At 67.0% G+C, this 16,381-nt stretch carries 14 protein-coding genes; 6 read left to right on the top strand and 8 right to left on the bottom strand.

Features of this window, described 5'->3' with window-relative positions; genetic code table 11:
- Positions 1 to 93: 93 nt before the first annotated feature.
- From ACFSQR_RS09045 to ACFSQR_RS09020, 6 genes are read left to right on the top strand one after another with little or no spacing between them, the layout of a single operon-like run.
- The gene (locus tag ACFSQR_RS09045) at positions 94 to 1,788 is read left to right on the top strand and encodes an NADH-ubiquinone oxidoreductase-F iron-sulfur binding region domain-containing protein (protein ID WP_377729399.1); all 1,695 of its coding nucleotides are present in this window, start codon (positions 94 to 96) and stop codon (positions 1,786 to 1,788) included.
- Positions 1,785 to 4,583, top strand: a complete 2,799-nt coding sequence (gene fdhF, locus ACFSQR_RS09040) for a formate dehydrogenase subunit alpha (RefSeq protein WP_377729398.1) — start codon at positions 1,785 to 1,787, stop codon at positions 4,581 to 4,583. The genes ACFSQR_RS09045 and fdhF overlap by 4 nt, the downstream gene beginning before the upstream one ends.
- The gene (locus ACFSQR_RS09035; RefSeq protein WP_377729397.1) at positions 4,580 to 5,428 is read left to right on the top strand and encodes a formate dehydrogenase accessory sulfurtransferase FdhD; all 849 of its coding nucleotides are present in this window, start codon (positions 4,580 to 4,582) and stop codon (positions 5,426 to 5,428) included. Before fdhF ends, ACFSQR_RS09035 begins: the two co-directional genes overlap by 4 nt.
- Positions 5,419 to 6,126, top strand: coding sequence for an ABC transporter permease (locus ACFSQR_RS09030; protein WP_377729396.1), 708 nt, complete (start codon positions 5,419 to 5,421; stop codon positions 6,124 to 6,126). The genes ACFSQR_RS09035 and ACFSQR_RS09030 overlap by 10 nt, the downstream gene beginning before the upstream one ends.
- Positions 6,123 to 6,800, top strand: coding sequence for an energy-coupling factor ABC transporter ATP-binding protein (locus tag ACFSQR_RS09025; protein WP_377729395.1), 678 nt, complete (start codon positions 6,123 to 6,125; stop codon positions 6,798 to 6,800). The genes ACFSQR_RS09030 and ACFSQR_RS09025 overlap by 4 nt, the downstream gene beginning before the upstream one ends.
- The gene (locus ACFSQR_RS09020) at positions 6,797 to 7,597 is read left to right on the top strand and encodes a substrate-binding domain-containing protein (RefSeq protein WP_377729394.1); all 801 of its coding nucleotides are present in this window, start codon (positions 6,797 to 6,799) and stop codon (positions 7,595 to 7,597) included. The genes ACFSQR_RS09025 and ACFSQR_RS09020 overlap by 4 nt, the downstream gene beginning before the upstream one ends.
- A gap of 8 nt (positions 7,598 to 7,605) precedes the next feature.
- Here the strand turns inward: ACFSQR_RS09020 and ACFSQR_RS09015 are convergent, their stop codons facing one another.
- From ACFSQR_RS09015 to purD, 8 genes are all read right to left on the bottom strand, one after another.
- Positions 7,606 to 10,017 carry an ATP-binding protein gene (locus tag ACFSQR_RS09015; protein WP_377729392.1) on the bottom strand — a complete coding sequence of 804 codons (2,412 nt, stop codon included), beginning with the start codon at positions 10,015 to 10,017 and terminating at the stop codon, positions 7,606 to 7,608.
- A gap of 247 nt (positions 10,018 to 10,264) precedes the next feature.
- Positions 10,265 to 11,728: a ribonuclease G gene (gene rng / locus ACFSQR_RS09010; RefSeq protein ID WP_377729391.1), complete on the bottom strand. Its 1,464-nt coding sequence runs from the start codon at positions 11,726 to 11,728 to the stop codon at positions 10,265 to 10,267.
- Positions 11,729 to 11,731: 3 nt separating this feature from the next.
- Positions 11,732 to 12,358: a Maf family protein gene (locus ACFSQR_RS09005; protein WP_377729390.1), complete on the bottom strand. Its 627-nt coding sequence runs from the start codon at positions 12,356 to 12,358 to the stop codon at positions 11,732 to 11,734.
- Positions 12,359 to 12,361: 3 nt separating this feature from the next.
- Positions 12,362 to 12,832: a 23S rRNA (pseudouridine(1915)-N(3))-methyltransferase RlmH gene (gene rlmH, locus ACFSQR_RS09000; RefSeq protein ID WP_377729389.1), complete on the bottom strand. Its 471-nt coding sequence runs from the start codon at positions 12,830 to 12,832 to the stop codon at positions 12,362 to 12,364.
- On the bottom strand, positions 12,833 to 13,519 hold the full coding sequence (rsfS, locus tag ACFSQR_RS08995) for a ribosome silencing factor (RefSeq protein WP_377729388.1): 687 nt from the start codon (positions 13,517 to 13,519) through the stop codon (positions 12,833 to 12,835).
- Entirely contained in the window at positions 13,519 to 14,190 is a 672-nt protein-coding gene (locus ACFSQR_RS08990; protein WP_377729387.1) for a nicotinate-nucleotide adenylyltransferase, read from the bottom strand. Before ACFSQR_RS08990 ends, rsfS begins: the two co-directional genes overlap by 1 nt.
- Positions 14,187 to 15,110: an oxygen-dependent coproporphyrinogen oxidase gene (hemF, locus tag ACFSQR_RS08985; RefSeq protein ID WP_377729386.1), complete on the bottom strand. Its 924-nt coding sequence runs from the start codon at positions 15,108 to 15,110 to the stop codon at positions 14,187 to 14,189. The genes ACFSQR_RS08990 and hemF overlap by 4 nt, the downstream gene beginning before the upstream one ends.
- A complete protein-coding gene (gene purD, locus ACFSQR_RS08980) occupies positions 15,110 to 16,381 on the bottom strand; it encodes a phosphoribosylamine--glycine ligase (protein WP_377729385.1) in 1,272 nt (423 codons plus the stop codon). The genes hemF and purD overlap by 1 nt, the downstream gene beginning before the upstream one ends.

Raw genomic sequence — 16,381 nt, 5'->3', positions numbered from 1 at the left:
GGAAACGAGGCCTGACCCCGCGTTTGAGTTGGATCAAAGGGGGTGTGGCGCGCCGCAGACGGCATATACTGTGAGCTTCGAATGAGGATGCAAATGAGCTTTGTGATTCCGATCGCCGTACAGGGACCCTCCCGCCAGCGCAAACGCGAGGCGCCACGCGGCCGGCAGGTGCTGCCGGAGGCGCTCGAGCAGGTGAGGATGCTGCTGGGCGATGCGCCGCGCTCGCGCGAACTGCTGATCGAGCATCTGCACAGGCTGCAGGATGCGTACGGGTGCCTGCGCACGGATCACCTGGCGGCGCTGGCCCAGGAGATGCGGCTGCCGCAGGCCGAGGTGTTCGAGGTGGCCAGCTTCTATCACCATTTCGATGTGGTCCGCGAAGGCGAACAGGCGCCGGCGCCGCTCACGGTGCGGGTGTGCGAGAGCCTGTCCTGCGAGATGGCCGGGGCGCGCGACCTGGCCGAGCGCCTGCCGGCACTGCTGGGCGCGCAGGTGCGCGTGCAGCCGGTCCCGTGCGTGGGCCGCTGCGAGCAGGCGCCCGTCGCGGTGGTCGGCCAGCGTCCCGTCCCGCATGCGGATGCTGAGCAGGTGCTCGCCAGGGCGACTGCAGGCGAGGTCGTGCACGAGCCGGAACCCTATATCGGCCTGGACGAGTACGCGCGGCGGGGCGGTTATGCGCTGCTGCGCGAATGCGTGCAGGGCGCCCGCGGCGCCGACGATGTGATCGCGGCGATGGAGCACAGCGGCCTGCGCGGCCTCGGCGGGGCAGGCTTCCCGGCCGGGCGCAAGTGGCGCATCGTGCGCGCGGAGCCTGGCCCGCGCCTGATGGCGGTGAATATCGATGAGGGCGAGCCGGGCACGTTCAAGGACCGCTTCTATCTCGAGCGCGATCCGCACCGGTTCCTGGAAGGCGCGCTGATCGCCGCATGGGCGGTCGGCATCGACGCCATCTATATCTACCTGCGCGACGAGTACCACGGCTGTCGCGCAATCCTCGAACGCGAGCTGCGCGCACTCGCTGCGCATCCTCCGGCGCCCGGGATGCCTGCTATCCACCTGCGCCGCGGAGCAGGAGCGTATATCTGCGGCGAGGAGTCGGCGATGATCGAGTCGATCGAGGGCCGCCGCGGGATGCCGCGCCTGCGTCCGCCCTACGTGGCGCAGGTGGGCCTGTTCGGCCGGCCGACGCTGGTGCATAACTTCGAGACGCTGCACTGGGTGCGCGACATCGTCGGGCAGGGCCCGGACAGCTTCAGCGCGCACGGAATGAACGGCCGCCACGGCCTGCGGTCGTTCTCGGTGTCCGGCCGCGTGAAGGAGCCCGGCGTCAAGCTGGCGCCTGCCGGCATCACGGCAAGGCAGCTGATCGACGACTACTGCGGCGGCATGCAGGACGGCCATGCCTTCTACGCCTATCTGCCCGGCGGCGCTTCGGGCGGTATCCTGCCCGCGTCGATGGGCGATATCCCGCTCGATTTCGATACGCTGCAGCCCTACGGCTGCTTCATCGGTTCCGCGGCCGTCATCGTGCTGTCCGACCACGACACGGCGACGGACGCGGCTCGCAATATGATGCGGTTCTTCCGCCACGAGTCCTGCGGCCAGTGCACGCCCTGCCGCGTGGGCACGGCAAAGGCGGTCGGCCTGCTCGACCAGCCTGTATGGGACAGGCCGCTGCTCGCCGACCTGTCGCAGGTGATGCGCGATGCGTCCATCTGCGGCCTGGGCCAGGCTGCGCCGAATCCGGTCGACTGCGTGATCCGTTACTTCCCTCACGAACTGGCATGAGCACGATCACTTTCAATCTGAACGGCCGCGATGTCGTTGGCCTGCCTGGCGAAACGCTGATCGAGGCGGCGCACCGGGCGGGCGTGGAGATACCGCATCTGTGCTACACACCGGGCATGGAGCCGGTAGGGAACTGCCGCGCGTGCATGGTGGAGGTGGACGGCGAACGCGTGCTGGCGCCATCCTGCTGCCGCTTCCCGCAGGAGGGGATGAAGGTGCGCTCGGACAGCCCGCGCGCGCTCGCGGCGCAGTCGATGGTGCTCGAGCTGCTGCAGTCCGATATGCCGGACGCGCAGTACACGCGCGATAACGAGCTGGCGCAGTGGTCGGCCAAACTGGGCATGGGCAAGCCGCGCTTCGGCGCCCGCGCGCAGCCCGTGCGGGACCTGAGCCACGCGGCCATCGCCGTGAACCTCGACGCCTGCATCCAGTGCACCCGCTGCGTGCGCGCCTGCCGCGATGTGCAGGTGAACGATGTGATCGGATTCGCCTACCGCGGCGACGGGGCGAAGATCGTGTTCGACATGGACGACCCGATGGGCGCGTCCACCTGCGTCGCCTGCGGCGAGTGCGTGCAGGCCTGCCCGACCGGTGCGCTCTCCGATGCGCGCGGCGCAGCGCTGCAGGCGCCGGACCGGAAGGTCGATTCGGTGTGCCCGTATTGCGGCGTCGGCTGCCAGCTCACCTACAACGTGCGCGACAACCGCATCGTGTCGGTCGAGGGCCGCGACGGTCCTGCCAACCAGGGCCGGCTGTGCGTGAAGGGGCGCTACGGCTTCGACTATGCCCATCATCCGCATCGCCTCACGCGCCCGCTGATCCGCCGCGCCGACGCGCCGCCCAAGCGTGGCGACTTCACGATGGACCCGGAACGTGTAATGGATGTATTCCGCGAGGCCAGCTGGGACGAGGCCCTCGAGTTGGCCGGCGGGACGCTGGCGCGCCTGCGCGACACCCACGGGCCGAAGTCGCTGGCCGGCTTCGGCTCGGCCAAAGGCAGCAACGAGGAGGCCTACCTGTTCCAGAAGCTGGTGCGAACCGGCTTTGGCAGCAATAACGTGGACCATTGCACGCGCCTGTGCCACGCATCGTCCGTCGCGGCGCTGCTGGAAGGCCTGGGCTCGGCCGCCGTGTCGAACCCGGTGATGGATGCGGTCGATGCCGAGGTGGTCCTCATCATCGGCGCCAACCCGGCGGTCAACCATCCTGTCGCGGCGACGTGGATGAAGAACGCCGCCAGGGCGGGCACGAAGCTGATCGTGTGCGATCCGCGCCGCCCCGACCTGGCCCGCCACGCGCACCGCTACCTGCAGTTCAAGCCCGACACCGACGTCGCGCTGCTCAACGCGATGATGCACGTGATCGTCTCCGAGCGGCTGGTCGACCAGGCGTTCATCGATACCCGCACGATCGGCTACGAGGAACTCGAGCGCAACGTGGCGGGTTATGCGCCGGAGCTGATGGCCCCGATCTGCGGTATCGATGCGGAGACGATCCGCTACGTCGCCCGCCTGTACGCGACCTCGAAGGCGTCGATGATCTTCTGGGGCATGGGCATATCGCAGCACGTGCATGGCACCGACAACGCCCGCTGCCTGATCGCGCTGGCGCTGATGACCGGCCAGGTCGGCCGGCCCGGCACCGGCCTGCATCCGCTGCGCGGCCAGAACAACGTGCAGGGGGCATCGGATGCGGGCCTGATCCCGATGATGTACCCGGACTACCAGCGTGTGACGAACCCGGAGGCGCGCGCACGCTTTGCGCGGGCCTGGAACGTGCCGCCGGAGTCGCTCGACGAGCAGCCCGGCCTGACCGTGGTGGAGGTGATGGACGCGGCGATCGCGCGCAAGGTGCGCGGCATGTACATCATGGGCGAGAACCCGGCGATGTCCGATCCGGACGCGAACCACGCGCGCGACGCGCTGGCCGCGCTGGACATGCTGGTGGTGCAGGACATCTTCCTCACCGAGACCGCCTACCTGGCCGACGTGATCCTGCCCGCCAGCGCTTTCCCCGAAAAGACGGGGACCTTCACCAATACCGACCGCACGGTGCAGATGGGCCGCCAGGCCTTGGATCCGCCGGGCGACGCGCGCCAGGACCTGTGGATCATCCAGCAGATGGCATCGCGGCTCGGCCTCGACTGGCGCTACGCCGATGTCTCCGAGGTCTTCGACGAAATGCGCCACACCATGCCGAGCATCGGCGGCATGACCTGGGAGCGCCTCGAGCGTGAGCACGCCGTCACCTATCCTTGCACGCACGAGGGCGATCCGGGCCAGCGCGTGGTGTTTACCGAGGACTTCCCGCGCGAGACGGGCAGGGCGCAATTCGTCCCCGCCGATATCATTCCGGCCAACGAGCGCCCGGACGCGGAGTATCCAATGGTGCTGATCACGGGCCGCCAACTCGAACACTGGCACACCGGCAGCATGACGCGCCGCACGGCGGTGCTCGATGCGATCGAGCCCGATCCGGTCGCGCTGGTGCACCCGCTGGACCTGGCGGCGATGGGCGGCAAGCCGGGCGACGTGGTGACGATCGAATCGCGCCGCGGCCGCGTGTCGCTGTACGCTCGCGCGGACGACAGTTCCCCGCGCGGCGCGATCTTCGTCGCCTTCTGCTACTACGAGGCGGCCGCCAACAAGCTGACCAATCCGGCGCTGGACCCGTTCGCCAAGATCCCCGAATTCAAGTACTGCGCGATCCGCGCGTCGCTGGGCGGAGAGGTCGGCCAGCAGGGCTCGTTCGGTGGCGGCCAGATTCTTGCAGGCATGGCAGAATTGTCCACATGACCGCACGCGACCCGCTCAAGTACCGCCCGCAGTTATCGAATGCGCAGGCCAGCCTGACCCATGAGGTGCAGGCGGTGGACGAGCGCGGCCGCGTCAAGGCGCTGCACATTCCCGCCGAGCGCCCCCTCACGATGTATGTCGACAAGCGCGAACTGGTCACGCTGATGACCCTTGGAGCCGCGCCGGAGGCGCTCACGCTCGGCTACCTGCGCAACCAGCGGCTGGTCGCCACGCTGGACGAGATCGTGTCGGTGCAGGTGGACTGGGAGGTGGACGCGGTGGCGGTCACCACCCGGAACGGCATCGCCGATGTCGAGGAGCGCACCTCGAAAAAGGTTGTGACGACCGGCTGCGGCCAGGGTTCGGTATTTGGCGGCCTGATGGACGAGGTGGACAGCATCGCGCTGCCGCCGGACGCGCGCCTGCAGCAGACCGTGGTGTACCGCATCGTCGATACCATCCGCACCCAGCAGTCCATCTACAAGCAGGCGGGCTCCGTGCACGGCTGCGCGCTGTTCTCCGGCAGCGGCGAGCTGATTTACTTTATCGAAGACGTCGGCCGCCACAACGCCGTGGACGCGATCGCCGGCCGCATGTGGCTGGACGGGCTGGAAGGCGCCGACAAGGTCTTCTACACCACCGGGCGCCTGACTTCCGAGATGGTGATCAAGGGCGCGCAGATGGGCATTCCGTTCCTGCTCTCGCGTTCCGGCACCACGCAGATGGGACACATGGTCGCCGAGCGGGTAGGCATGTCGCTGCTCGCGCGCTGCTCCGGCAAGCACTTCCTGCTGCTCGCAGGCCGCGAGCGACTGGTGTTCGACGCACCGCAAGAATGGGACTGACCGACGCGATCGCATCGGCGTTCTCGCTGCTGCTCTCCGGAGACGCCGCGCTCTGGCGCATCGTGTGGGTGTCGCTGGGCACGACACTGGCGGCGCTGGCGCTGGCCGCCCCGATCTCGGTCCTCGCGGGGTATGCAATCGCGGTGTACCGCTTCCGCGGCCGCCGTCTCGTCATCTGGCTGGCGCAAGCCACGCTTGCCATCCCGACCGTCCTGATCGGCCTGCTCCTTTACCTGATGCTGACACGCCACGGCCCGCTGGGCGGCCTGGGCTGGCTGTTCACGCAGCGCGGCATCATCGCCGGCCAGTTCCTGATCGCGCTGCCGGTGCTGGTGGCGTTCACGCTGGCCGCCGTGCAGTCGGCCGACCCGCGCTATGCCGAAACCGCGATCGCACATGGCGCATCGCGCTGGCGCGTGATGGCCACGCTGCTGTACGAGGTTCGCTTCGGCGTCATGGCGGCGGTCATCACCGGCTTCGGTCGCGTCATTTCGGAAGTGGGTTGCGCGCTCATGGTGGGCGGGAATATCGCCGGAGAGACCCGCACCATGACCACCGCCATCGCGCTGGAAACGAGCAAGGGCGAGTTCGCGCAGGGGATCGCACTGGGCATGGTGCTGATCGTGTTCGCGCTGTTGATGAATGGCGCGCTGATGCTGCTGCAAGGCGATGCCCACGCCGCGCGGGGCCGCATATGAGCGCGCTGCTCACCATCGACCACCTGCGCAAGACGCACGGTGCGCGCACGCTGTTCGACCTGCACGGCTTTTCGCTCGACGAAGCGGCTGCGTATGTGCTGACCGGCGTCAACGGCGCGGGCAAGAGCACCCTGATGCGGATCATCGCCGGGCTTGAGCGTGCCGACCCCGATGTGCGTGCGACCGTCACACTGCGCGGAAAGGCGATGCCGCTGCATCCCTATCCGCGCGCGCTGCGCGAGCAGGTGGTCTACGTGCATCAGGACCCGGTGATGTTCTCGACCAGCGTGGCGCACAATGTCGCGTACGGCCTGCACGCGCGCGGCCTGCCGCGCGCGCAGGTCGATGCGCTGGTGGCGGCGGCCATGGAGTGGGCCGGCATTACGCATCTGCAGGGCACCGATCCTGCCCGGCTGTCCGGCGGCGAGAAGCAGAGGGTGGCGCTGGCCCGCGCCAGGGTGCTGTCGCCCGGCCTGCTGCTGCTCGACGAGCCGACCGCCAACCTCGATGGCGCCGCCCGCGAGCAGGTGATCGCGCTGATCCCGACGCTGGTCGCCGAGGGAAGGACGGTGGTCATGGCCTGCCACGACCGTGACCTGATCGGTACGCCCGGCGTGCGCCGCATGAAGCTGCGCGAAGGCCGGCTCGAGCTCAGGCAACAGGAGGAAGCATGATCCTGCGCATATTGTCCGCCGGCCTGCTGGCTGTCTCCCTGCACGCTCACGCGCAGGGGACTATCCTGCGCCTGTCGACCACCACCAGCACCGAGAACTCGGGTTTGCTCGCGGCGGTCCTGCCGGCTTTCGAGGCCAGGTACGGCATCCGGGTGCACGTGATCGCCGTGGGCAGCGGCAAGGCGCTGGAACTGGCGAAGAACGGCGATGTCGACGTCACGCTGGTCCACGCGCGCGCAGCCGAGGACAAGTTCGTGGCCGACGGCCATGGCGTGAACCGGCGCGATGTGATGTACAACGACTTCGTGGTGGCGGGACCGTCCGGCGATCCCGCGCGCATCTCCGGCAGCAAGGACGTGCTGGCGGCGTTCCGCAAGATCGCCGCGTCGGGCGCGCGCTTCGTCTCGCGCGGCGACAACTCCGGCACCGACATCATGGAAAAGGGCTACTGGAAAGCGGCCGGCGTGATGCCGGCTGGCGCCCGCTACGTCTCGGCGGGACTCGGGATGGGCGAAGTGCTGAATATGGCCGCCGAGATGCAGGCCTATACGCTGGCGGACCGCGCCACCTATGCCAGCTACAAGGCCCGCACCGGGTTGTCGATCCTGGTGCAGGGCGATCCGCGCATGCATAACCCTTACGGGATCATCGCGGTCAATCCCCGCAATCACAAGGGCGTGAATGCCGACGGAGCGCGCAAGCTGATCGACTGGATCACGTCGGCGGAAGGGCAGGGGAAGATCGCGGCCTTCAGGCCGCAGGGCCAGCAGCTCTTCTTCCCCTCCGCGAACCGGTAACGCGCGGCCTAGCGGCTGCGGCGCCGCGCGTGCGCGGTGACGAGGATGTTGCGCAGCTGTACCGTATCCATCGGCTTGACGAAGTGGTGCTCGAAACCGACGGAGCGCGACAGCACCTTGTCGTGCGGCTGTCCGTAGCCCGTCAGTGCGATGAACTGCGCATGCGATGTCAGCGGGTCGGCGCGCAGCCTGCGCGCGAGTTCATATCCGTCCATCTCCGGCAGTCCGATATCGAGGATGAACACATCCGGCGGTTCCTGGCGCGCGACGGCGAGCGCATCGTGCGGATGCGCCTGCACGCTGACCGGATAGCCCTGGACTTCGAGGAATACCGCCAGCGATTCCGCAGCGTCGACATTGTCGTCGACGATCATGATGCGGACCGGGTCCGCCTGCATGTCAGCTGCCCCTTCCGGCAGGTCCGGCGACGGATTCAATGCCGGCTGCTTGGCGATTGGCAGCGTGATCGAGAACCGGCTGCCCTTGCCCGGCCCGTCGCTCGCCACCGCGACCCCGCCGCCGTGCAGCGTGACCATGTTCTTCACCAGCGCCAGGCCGATGCCGAGCCCGCCCTGGGACCGGTCCGGCGTCCGTTCGGCCTGCGTGAACAGTTCGAAGACATGCGGAAGCAGCTTGCCGTCGATGCCGATGCCGTTGTCGATGATATCGATGTGCACTTCGCCGTCGCGGCTGGCCACGCCCAGCGTGATTTCGCCGCCCTGCGGCGTGTACTTGGCCGCGTTGTTCAGCAGGTTGGCAATCACCTGCACCAGGCGCGTGCGGTCGCCCTGGACAACCGCTTGCGAGGAATCGGTTTTCACCACCAGCGAATGGCTGCGCGATTCGATCAGTGGCCGCGCCTGCTCGACCGCGCTCGACACGACCGATTTAATATCGACGTTCTCGATGTCCAGCTGGACCAGTCCCCTGGTCACGCGCGAGACATCCAGCAGGTCGTCCACCAGCGCGGTCATGTGGCGCACCTGCCGGCTGATCACTTCGCTGGCCTTGTTGACGCGCGCATCGTTATTGGCGACGAAGCGCAGCATGTCGGCGGCGGTGCTGATCGGGGCCAGCGGATTGCGCAGCTCATGCGCCAGCATCGCGAGGAATTCGTCCTTGCGCCGGTTCCCCTCGCGCAGCTCGAGTTCGGCCTGGTAGCGTTCGGTCACATCCACGGTCACGCCGCGCATGCCCAGGACAGCGCCATCCTTGTCGTAGCGTACCTTGCCGCGGTTATCGAGCCACACCTGGCGGCCGTTGTCGGGGCGGTTGAAGCGGACAATCTTCTGGTAGGAGCCGGTGTCCGCCATCGCGCGCGCGAGGGCGAGCCGGACTTTCTCGCGGTCTTCCGGATGGATGTACTCGCCCACCTTGGCCATGTTCTCGAATTCGCACCCCAGCACCTGCGCGATGTTCTCGGAGTAGGCGAGCTTTCCGGTCGCCAGGTCCCAGTCCCACACGACCATCTTGGCAGCCTGCAGGCCGTCCTTGAGCCGGCTGTCGCTTTCGCGCCTGGCGGCCTGCGCTTCCACGGCGTCCGTGACGTCATAGCCTTGCGCGAAAACGCCGATCGTGGTGCCGTGCGCGTCGCGATAGGGCTGGTAGACCAGGTCCACATAGCGCTGGACGATCGGTCCATCGCGCACCGGCTGTACCGCCACCGGCATGCCGCGCGTCGCCCATGGCACGCCGGTCGTGTACACGCTGTCGAGGAAGGCTTCGAAGCCCTGGCCCGCCACCTCGGGCAGGGCTTCCCACACCGCCTTTCCGATGATCTCGCGGTGGCCGACAAGCTGGTAGTACGCTTCGTTGGCCAGCTCGAACACGTGCCGGGGCCCCATCAGGACTGCGACAAAGCCGGGCGCCTGGTTGAACAGGCTGCGCAGGTGTTCGCGCTCGTTGTTCAGGATACGCGAGAGCGCCTCGTGCATTTGCGCGCGGTTGAAGTCTTCCGCCCGGTCGCCGCTGGGCGGCGACTGCTGCAGTCGCGCCACTTCCGAATCCCTGTCGAAGCGGTACAGGTCCGTCACGTCGATCGCGTTCTGGAGCACAAACCTGGGCTTGCCGTCTTCGCCAAAGACCGGCGTGTGCATGGTGCTCCAGTAGCGATCCTCGAAGACCGGGCCCTGCGGCGTCTGCGCCTGCACCGCGTAGCGAAGGAACGGCGGTGTGTCCGGCTCGCCTTTGGCCAGGGCGCGCGCGATCGATGCCTTCACTTCGACGATGTTGGTCGATCCGGGATCGTCGGGATTTTCGGGGAAGGCTTCGAACACGTAGCGGCCGATGATCTCCTCTTCCGTGCGTTTCACCGTGCGCAGGTAGGCGCCGCTGGCGGCGATGATATTGAGCTCCGTGTCCATGACCAGGTAAGGGTAGGGCGAGGCGCGGAACAGGGCTTGATAGTCGGAAAGATTCATGGCGCGAATTCTCTCACGGTTGTGGCAAATCCATCCGCTCGCAACGAAACGGGTGGCATCGTGGACTGGGATAGAATCGGGCGGCCGAACACAACACAAGGAATGCCGTGTTTCTCTTCTTTTCGAACAAGCTGGGGTGCCTGGGGTCGATTGCGGTGTCGCTGGTGCTGACGCTGATCCTGCTGCTGATCTTTGGGGTGATCTGAGCCGGCATGGCGCCGGCCGCCCATGCCAGCCAGCGCCGTATTTACATCAGGATGACGTCGTACTGTTCCTGGTGGTAGCTGGTCTCCACCTGCAGCGAAATCTTCTTGCCGATGAAGTCCCCCAGCATCGCCAGGTGCTGCGATTCCTCTTCCAGGAACAGGTCCACCACTTCCTGCGAAGCGAGGATGCGGAATTCGCGCGGGTTGAACTGCTTGGCTTCGCGCAGCAGCTCGCGCAGGATCTCGTAGCAGATGGTGCGCGAGGTCTTGACCTGGCCCTTCCCGCTGCACGCGGGGCAGGGCTCGCACAGGATGTGCGACAGCGATTCGCGCGTGCGCTTGCGCGTCATCTCCACCAGGCCCAGCGCCGAGAAGCCGCTCACCGACACCTTGGTGCGGTCGCGCGCCAGCGCCTTCTTCAGTTCCGCGAGCACGGCGTTGCGGTGCTCGTTGTTCTCCATGTCGATGAAGTCGAGGATGATGATGCCGCCCAGGTTGCGCAGCCGTAGCTGGCGCGCGATCGCATGCGCCGCTTCCAGGTTGGTCTTGAAGATCGTGTCCGCGAAATTGCGTCCGCCCACGAAGCCGCCCGTGTTTACGTCGATCGTGGTCATGGCCTCGGTCTGGTCGACGATCAGGTAGCCGCCGGACTTGAGGTCCACGCGCCGCCCGAGCGCGCGCAGGATTTCCTCCTCCACGCCGTACAGGTCGAACAGCGGACGCTCGCCGGTGTAGTGCTGCAGCCGCGGCAGCACGCCCGGCGTATAGACCTGGCCGAACTCGACCAGCTTCAGGTAGTTCTCGCGCGAGTCGACCTGGATCGATGCAGTCTCGTCGTGCACGAAGTCGCGCAGCACGCGCTGCGCCAGGTTCAGGTCCTGATACAGCAGGCTGGTGGGCGGACGCGTGCGCGCGCCTTCGCAAATGGCCTTCCAGGTCTTGCGCAGGTATTCGACGTCGGCCGCGAGGTCGGCTTCCGACGCATCCTCGGCCATCGTGCGCACGATGTAGCCGCCTTTCTCCTCGGGCGGCAGCAGTCCCTGCACGCGCGCGCGCAGCAGTTCGCGGTCGGTCTCCTTCTCGATCTTCTGCGAGATGCCGATGTGCCTGTCCTGCGGCAGATAGACCAGCATGCGGCCGGCGATCGAGATCTGCGTGGACAGGCGCGCGCCCTTGGTGCCGATCGGATCCTTGATGACCTGCACGGTCAGCACCTGGCCGTCGAACAGGATCTTTTCGATGGGCGTGGGCTGCGGATTCTGGCCATCGGGGCCGCGCGCCTCCCAGATGTCGGCCACGTGCAGGAACGCCGCGCGCTCCAGGCCGATGTCGATGAAGGCCGACTGCATGCCCGGCAGGACGCGCACCACCTTGCCGGAATAGACGTTGCCGGCCAGTCCGCGCGTGAGCGTGCGTTCGATGTGCAGTTCCTGCACGGCGCCCTGCAGGATGAGCGCGACGCGCGTCTCCTGCGGCGTGATGTTAACGAGGATGTCTTCGTTCATGTATCAGGTGGTGATGCAGGCCGGCGCCGCGCGGCGCAGCAGCTGCGCGGTCTCGAACAGCGGCAGGCCCATGATGCCCGAGTGGCTGCCGTCGATATGCTCGACGAACACTGCGGCCAGGCCCTGGATGCCGTAGCCGCCCGCCTTGTCGTACGGCTCGGGCGTCATGCAGTAGGTGCGGATGGCTTCCGGCGACAGCCTGGCGAAGCGGACCTGCGACACCTGCGTGATCTGTTCGGCGACATCGTGGAAGTGCACTGCGACCGAGGTCAGCACCTGGTGCGTGCGGCCCGACAGGCGCCCAAGCATCGCTTCGGCTTCTTCCTGGCTGGCCGGCTTGCCGAGGATCTCGCCGTCGATCGTGACGGTGGTGTCCGCCGTGAGCACCGGCCGCAGGGTCAGGCGGCGCTGCTGCGCTATCTTCCACGCGAACGCCGCCTTCTCGTTCGACACGCGCGCCACGTATTCCAGCGGGTCTTCGCCGGGCCGCACGTCCTCGCTCACGTCCGGCCCGCGCGGGCCTTCCGTGCGCAGCATCAGTAGTTCGAAGTCGACGCCGATCTGGCGCAGCAGCTCGCGCCGGCGCGGGCTTTTGGAAGCGAGGTAGATTTTTCTGTCGAGCGGTTTCACGGGCTACACGCGATGATAAGGATGGTTCTGGGTGATCGACCAGGCGCGGTAAAGCTGCTCCGCCAGCATAACACGCACCATGCCGTGCGGGAGGGTCATGCTGGAGATGCGGATCATGCCTTCGGCCCGTGCCTTGAGCTCGGGATCCAGCCCGTCGGCGCCGCCGATCAGGAAGGCGGTATCGCGCCCGTCCTGCTGCCAGGCCATCAGCTGCTGCGACAGCCCGACCGAGGTGAGATCCTTGCCGCGCTCGTCGAGCGCGATAATGCGCACGCCTTTCGGCAGCACCGCTTCGATGCGCTCGCGTTCGAGCGCCATCGCGGTGGCGGCCGTCTTGCTGCCGGACCGCTCGACCGGCTTGATTTCCTTGAGCACGATGCGAAGCTCAGGCGGCATGCGCTTGGTGTACTCCGCGAAGCCGGTCTCGATCCATGCTGGCATCTTGTGACCGACCGCGGCGATGATGAGCTGCATTTACTCTTCGGTCTTCTTGATGCGCTTGATGACCTTCTTGGCAGGAGCGGCAGCCGCTTCCAGCTTGGCTGCGGTGGCAACCTTGGCTTCCTTGGCCTTCTTGGCCGATGCCACTTCCGCCTTCGGTGGCGCTACCTTGACGGTCTTGCCGACCGGCTTGGCGGCAGCCTTCTTCGCCGCAGGCTTCTTTGCGGCAGCGGTCTTGGTGGCTGCGGTCTTGGTGGCGGCCGCGCGCGGCTTCTTCTCGACCACCGGCTTGGCTTCTGCCTCGTCCTTTTTCAGGTGTTTGGAACGGGTCTTCGGCGCAGCCGCCGCTTCCATGCCTTCCGCGCTGGACTTGCGCTTGGCCGCGCCCAGCTTGACCGGCTTTTCGCCCCAGATTTCTTCGAGGCGGTAGTACTGGCGGATCGCAGGCTGCATGATGTGGACGATCATGTCGCCCAGGTCGACCAGCACCCATTCGCCGGTGTCTTCGCCTTCGATGCCGACCACGTCGCCGCCGGCAGCCTTGACCTTGTCGCGCACCGATGCGGCGAGCGCCTTGGTCTGGCGATTGGAAGTACCTGCCACCACGCAGATGCGGTCGAACAGCGAGGTCAGGCCGGTCGTGTCGAACAGCTGGATGTCCTGGCCCTTCACGTCTTCAAGGGCGTCGACGACCAGGGTTTGCAGTTTTTTGATATCCATTATTGTTTATAGAGATGATGTTGTTGAATATAGTCTAGCACTACGCCCGGGATAAGCGAGTTTGCGTCATGTTGCCGCGGCGCCCCCTGCGCTGCGAGCGCCTCGCGCACCTCCGTAGCCGAGATGTCGATCGCCAGGTCCGGCGCAATGAGGATGCGTCCGGACGGGGAATCACGCAATTCCTGCGCGGTGCCGAGGCGCGCCGTGACCTGTTCCTGTACTGCAGGCGGAAGCCGGTCGAGCGCATAGCCGGGCCGTGCGGCCACCGCGAAGTGCGTTAGATCAAATAGCTGGAGCCAGTCGCGCCAGCTGTCCAGGTGCTGCAGCTGGTCCGCACCCATCAGGAAGACGAGGGAAGCGTCCGGACCGAGTTCCTTGCGCAGGTTGCGCAGCGTGTCGATTGCATAGGTGGCCGGGCCGCGCCCGATCTCCTGCGTGTCGATGAAAATATCGATGCCCGCGGCGCCGAACGCCAGTTCCAGCATTGCGACGCGGTGTTCGGCCGAGGCCTTCAGCGCTGCTTTCTGCCATGGGTTCCCGGCCGGGATCACGCGCAGCTGGTCGGGGCGCAGGCGCTCGTTGAACAGCGAGGCCAGCGCCACATGGCCGTGGTGCACCGGGTCGAAGCTGCCGCCCAGCAGTGCCACCACCGCCTTGGGCCCCAGTGTCACGCGGCCAGCCAGTCCCGGTGGACCAGGAAGTCGGTGTACAGGCGCGCCTCCGGCGTGCCTTCTTCGGGATGCCAGTCGTAGCGCCACTTCACCAGCGGCGGCATCGACATCAGGATCGCTTCGGTGCGGCCGCCCGACTGCAGGCCGAAATGCGTGCCGCGGTCGAGCACCAGGTTGAATTCGACATAGCGGCCGCGCCGGTACAGCTGGAAGTCGCGTTCGCGCTCGCCATAGGCGATGTCCTTGCGCCTGTTCAGCACCGGCAGGTAGGCCAGCAGGAAGCTGTCGCCCACGCTCTTGGTCATCGCAAAGCTCTGTTCCAGCGGCAGCGCATTGAAGTCGTCGAAGAAGATGCCGCCCACGCCGCGCGCTTCCTTGCGGTGCTTGATGTAGAAGTACTCGTCGCACCACTTCTTGAAGCGCTCGTGCAGGTCCGCGCCGAACGGCTCGAGCGCGTCGAAGCAGGTCTGGTGGAAGTGCACCGCATCTTCCTCGAAGCCGTAGTAGGGCGTCAGGTCCATGCCGCCGCCGAACCACCACACCGGCTCCTGGCCTTCGGCGGTGGCGACGAAGTAGCGCACGTTCATGTGCACGGTCGGCGCATACGGATTGCGCGGGTGGATCACGAGCGACACGCCCATCGCCTCCCACGCCCGGCCCGCCAGTTCAGGACGCGAAGCCGCTGCCGATGGCGGCAGGCTGGCGCCGGTCACGTGCGAGAAGTTCACGCCGCCGCGCTCGATCACATTGCCTTCCTCGACCAGGCGCGAGATGCCGCCGCCACCGAGGCCGCCGTCCTTGGCGTCGCGCGTCCACTCGTCGCGCAGGAAGGCCTTGCCGTCGACCTCTTCCAGGCCCTTGACGATGCGATCCTGCAGGTCGAGCAGCCAGGCCTTGATGGTGTCCGGGGAGACCGCCATCAGTTCTTCACTCCGCGCCAGCCGATATCGCGGCGGAACTGCATGCCGTCGAACCTGATCTTGTCGACCACGTCATACGCGGTCTTCTGCGCCATGCGCACCGAGTCGCCCAGGCCGACCACGCACAGCACGCGGCCGCCGGCGGTGACCAGGCGGCCCTGCTCGTCGATGGCGGTGCCGGCATGGAAGGTCACCGATTCCGGCGTCTCGGCCGGGATGCCTTCGATGACGTCGCCTTTCTTCGGGCTGTCCGGGTAGCCGGCCGCAGCCAGCACCACGCCCACCGCGGTGCGGCGGTCCCAGTCCAGTTCCACGGTGTCGAGCGCGCCGTTGACGGCCGCTTCCATCACCGCCACCAGGTCGCTGCGCAGGCGCGCCATGATCGGCTGCGTCTCCGGGTCGCCCATGCGGCAGTTGAATTCCAGCGTCTTCGGGTTGCCGTCCGCGTCGATCATCAGGCCGGCGTACAGGAAGCCGGTGAACGGAATGCCGTCCCTGGCCATGCCGTTGATGGTCGGGTTGATGATCTCGCGCATCACGCGCGCATGCATCGCCGGGGTCACGATCGGGGCAGGGGAGTAGGCCCCCATGCCGCCCGTGTTCGGGCCGGCGTCCTGGTCCAGCAGGCGCTTGTGGTCCTGGCTGGTGGCCAGCGGCAGCACGTTCTTCCCGTCGCACATGACGATGAAGCTGGCCTCTTCACCGGCCAGGAATTCCTCGATCACGATGCGCGCGCCGGCGTCGCCGAAGCGGTTATCGGACAGCATGTGGTCGACCGCCTGGTGCGCTTCGTCCAGCGACATCGCCACCACCACGCCTTTGCCGGCGGCCAGGCCGTCGGCCTTGATCACGATCGGCGCGCCGTGCTGGTTGATGTACGCGTGCGCGGCTTGCGCGTCCGAGAACGTCTCGTATTGCGCGGTCGGGATGCCGTGGCGCTTCATGAAGGCCTTGGCGAAGTCCTTGGACGACTCGAGCTGCGCGGCCTCCTTGGTCGGGCCGAAGATCTTCAGGCCGCGGCCGCGGAACAGGTTGACGATGCCGGCCGCCAGCGGCACTTCCGGGCCGACCACGGTCAGGCCGATGCCCTCGTTCTGCGCAAAATCGGCCAGCAAGGCCGGATCGGTGATCCCGATATTCTGCAGGCGGACGTCGCCCGCCGTGCCGCCGTTACCGGGCGCTACGTACACCATCTGGATGCGCTGCGATTGCGCCAGTTTCCAGGCGAGTGCGTGTTCACGGCCTCCGGAGCCGACTACCAGGATCTTCAT

Origin of the sequence: Pseudoduganella sp. GCM10020061 (genome assembly GCF_042683405.1) — a bacterium.
Classification (GTDB): Bacteria; Pseudomonadota; Gammaproteobacteria; order Burkholderiales; family Burkholderiaceae_D; genus Telluria.
The sequence above is the reverse complement of the archived record's forward strand: the minus strand, read 5'-3'. Positions and strand labels throughout refer to the sequence as shown.

Bases quoted from the DNA above. Each gene is read 5' to 3' on its own strand.
- purD (WP_377729385.1), bottom strand. From the start codon at position 16,381: ATGAAGATCCTGGTAGTCGGCTCCGGAGGCCGTGAACACGCACTCGCC.
- ACFSQR_RS09020 (WP_377729394.1), top strand. From the start codon at position 6,797: ATGATCCTGCGCATATTGTCCGCCGGCCTGCTGGCTGTCTCCCTGCAC.
- ACFSQR_RS09025 (WP_377729395.1), top strand. From the start codon at position 6,123: ATGAGCGCGCTGCTCACCATCGACCACCTGCGCAAGACGCACGGTGCG.
- ACFSQR_RS09030 (WP_377729396.1), top strand. From the start codon at position 5,419: ATGGGACTGACCGACGCGATCGCATCGGCGTTCTCGCTGCTGCTCTCC.
- ACFSQR_RS09015 (WP_377729392.1), bottom strand. From the start codon at position 10,017: ATGAATCTTTCCGACTATCAAGCCCTGTTCCGCGCCTCGCCCTACCCT.
- rsfS (WP_377729388.1), bottom strand. From the start codon at position 13,519: ATGGATATCAAAAAACTGCAAACCCTGGTCGTCGACGCCCTTGAAGAC.
- rlmH (WP_377729389.1), bottom strand. From the start codon at position 12,832: ATGCAGCTCATCATCGCCGCGGTCGGTCACAAGATGCCAGCATGGATC.
- rng (WP_377729391.1), bottom strand. From the start codon at position 11,728: ATGAACGAAGACATCCTCGTTAACATCACGCCGCAGGAGACGCGCGTC.
- fdhF (WP_377729398.1), top strand. From the start codon at position 1,785: ATGAGCACGATCACTTTCAATCTGAACGGCCGCGATGTCGTTGGCCTG.
- ACFSQR_RS09045 (WP_377729399.1), top strand. From the start codon at position 94: ATGAGCTTTGTGATTCCGATCGCCGTACAGGGACCCTCCCGCCAGCGC.
- hemF (WP_377729386.1), bottom strand. From the start codon at position 15,110: ATGGCGGTCTCCCCGGACACCATCAAGGCCTGGCTGCTCGACCTGCAG.
- ACFSQR_RS09035 (WP_377729397.1), top strand. From the start codon at position 4,580: ATGACCGCACGCGACCCGCTCAAGTACCGCCCGCAGTTATCGAATGCG.